Source organism: uncultured Methanobrevibacter sp., from assembly GCF_902764455.1.
In the GTDB taxonomy this organism is placed as follows: Archaea; Methanobacteriota; Methanobacteria; order Methanobacteriales; family Methanobacteriaceae; genus Methanocatella.
The window spans coordinates 1-2,833 of record NZ_CACWVY010000075.1 but is presented as its reverse complement, the minus strand read 5'-3'; the positions used below and the strand labels follow the sequence as shown (position 1 = coordinate 2,833).

Below are 2,833 nucleotides of genomic sequence, written 5' to 3'. Positions count from 1 at the left end.
GTTTTCTGGGTCAGTTATTTCTTTGTAGTTGGATGCGATTGTTGCTTCGGTTGGTCCGTAACTGTTGTATACCTTTGCGTTGGTGTATTGTTTGACTCCGTTGAATGCCTTGGCTGAGAATTGTTCTCCACCCATTACGATACATTTTCCGCAACCTATCACTTCACAGAATTCCTCTATTTCAAGATAAGATAACAATCTTGATGGTGTGAATTCCATTACTTCCGGTTCGTTTTCTTTGATTAATCTGATTAAGTCAACAATATTTTTAATTTCAATGTCATCAGCAAATATGAGTTTAATTCCGTTTGTTATTCCTGTGAGGATATCTTCAAGGGATGTGTCAAATGCTATTGTTGCAATACTCAATATGCTTGAATATTCGCATTTTGGATTTTCTGCTGCTTCATTACATGCATTTTCATGACTTATCATTACTCCTTTAGGATTACCTGTTGATCCAGAAGTGTAAATCATATATGCCAAATCATCAGGAGAAATATTCACATCAGGATTTGTTATGTTTTCGCCTTCGATTAATTCTTTTATATCAATTGAATTGTCTGATTCTCCACTAGTATTTATTATATAGTCTGCTTGGCTGTTTTCATATATGTAGTCAATTCTTTCCTGAGGATATTCTAAATCTATTGGTACGAATGTGCATCCTGCCTTAAATATACCTATTATTGTTGCAATTAAGTCGCTGTTTCTTGGAAGCATTACCAATACATTGCTTTTTGGTTTGACACCTTTTTTGATAAGTTCATTTGCTATACGATTTGCTTTTTGGTTAAGTTCATCATAAGTAAATGTCTCATCTGTTGCCACTAGTGCAATTTCATCTCCTTTTTCTTCTACTTGTTTTTCAAAGCGTTTGTGTAGGAATGGGGTATCAAGTTCTTCAAACTCTGGAATTTCACCGTCCACAAGTTCAATATCTTTTATTCTTAATTTATCCATATCATTCACGAAGAATTGGAATAAAGTATATTTGATTGCTTGTAGGAACAGTTTAACATACTCTTCAGTATAGATTTGGTTGTTATATTCAATATATAAACTAATGTCCTCTCCATCATCAAATACGTCCAGGTTGATTTTATAGTCTGTTGCTACAGTACCGTCAAGGTCAGTAGTTTTATATTTTTTACCGTCGAGTATTATCTCATCATCAAATGTTTCGTGGTATGCATAGAAGAATTCAGGTTTTAACTGATAATCTTCAGCAAGTTTTGTGTATGGATAATTACTATGGGTCAATGCATCTTTCCATGCTTTATCTACTATTTTAATATAGTCTTCAACCATCATTTCACGATTTTCACCATTGACAAGAATAGGTAAAGTTTTAACCAGCATTCCCTGTGTATCAAAGTAATCAGAGTTTGCCCTACCATTGAAAATTGTTGTAATCAATGATTTGGAATTAAATGTAAATTTATTGAGACTTAAGATTGTAGCGGTCATGAATAAAACGTTTGGACTTATTGAATGATCATTACAGAAGAGTCTAACAAAAGTTGAATTCACACTATCTGAAATGAGTTTTATGTCTCCAATATCTGGATTTCCATTAAGGTTTGGTGTTAAAACTGTGGATTCAATACCTTGACTGAATTGAGTTTTGAAGAATTTCTCAGAGATTTCGTTAATTGCAGTTTCATTTTCAATGAGACTATATACAAATCCATCAATCTTTTCAGTTTCAATTTTCTCATTGTTATATGCTTTTGTTAAATCATGGAAGAAATTATCCTGGGATACTCCATCTGTAATAATGTGATGGAAATCACTGAATAATATAGTTTCTTCAGGAGTCTTATAGATTTTAAACCTGAATAATTGGTTGTTGTCCAATGGAATTGCCTTTATGTCATTTTTCATTATTTCCTTATTGGTAATTGCATCAACTTCTACAATTTCTATTTCTTCAATTTCATCATAATCACATCTTTTTTGCATGATTTTTCCATCATCAGTATTGATAATTCTTGTTTTAAGATATGGATGTGCTTCAACAGTTTTAATAAGAGCATTCTTAAGCTTTTCAGGTTCAATACTGTTATCAAATCTCACCGCAATCGGCATTGTGTATTTGATTTTTTCAGTTTGCATACATTCGTAATAAATTCCTAATTGGTTTGAAGTCAATGGGAAGTACTCAGTGTTCTTTGCACTTTCAATAATCTCATCAACGTCAATGTCTGATTCGATGTTATTGTCAATTTTATATGCAAGAGATTGGACTGTTGGATTATTGAATAATGAAGTTATGTCAATGTTTACATTAGTTTCATTATAAATCAAGGAGTTTAACTTCATTAATGTTAAAGATGTGAATCCGAGAGTATAAAGGTCATCTGTTGTTCCAAATTCAGTTGATCCAATCATTCCAGAGACTATTTTGAATAGTTTTTCTTCTGTTTCATTTTCTGGTTTTACATTTTCCAAATCTAGTTCAGGAGTAGGTAATTTTTTCAGGTCTGTTTTTCCGTTTGGCAGATGTGGAATTTCATCAAGCTGTATAAATACTGTTGGAACCATATATTTGGTTAATTTGCTATTTAAATATCTTTTCAATAGTCTTATGTCAATTTCCTCATCGCTTGTGAAATATGCACATAGGTGGTCATTATTGTTAATCTCTTTTATTACAACAACAGTCCGTTTAATTTTTGGGAATCTGTTGATGTTTGATTCGATTTCTCCAATTTCTATTCTTAATCCTCTAAGTTTGATTTGGTTGTCTATTCTTCCTTTGATGTCAATTTCACCATTTGGAAGTTCGATTGCATAGTCTCCGCTTCTGTAGTATGGGATGTCGTTTATT

The 2,833-nt window shown here is 32.2% G+C and carries 1 protein-coding gene; it reads right to left on the bottom strand.

The annotated features are described in order from the left end of the window. The coding region (locus tag QZU75_RS12580) for an AMP-binding protein (RefSeq protein WP_296884171.1) at positions 1 to 2,833 on the bottom strand (2,833 nt) is incomplete at both ends.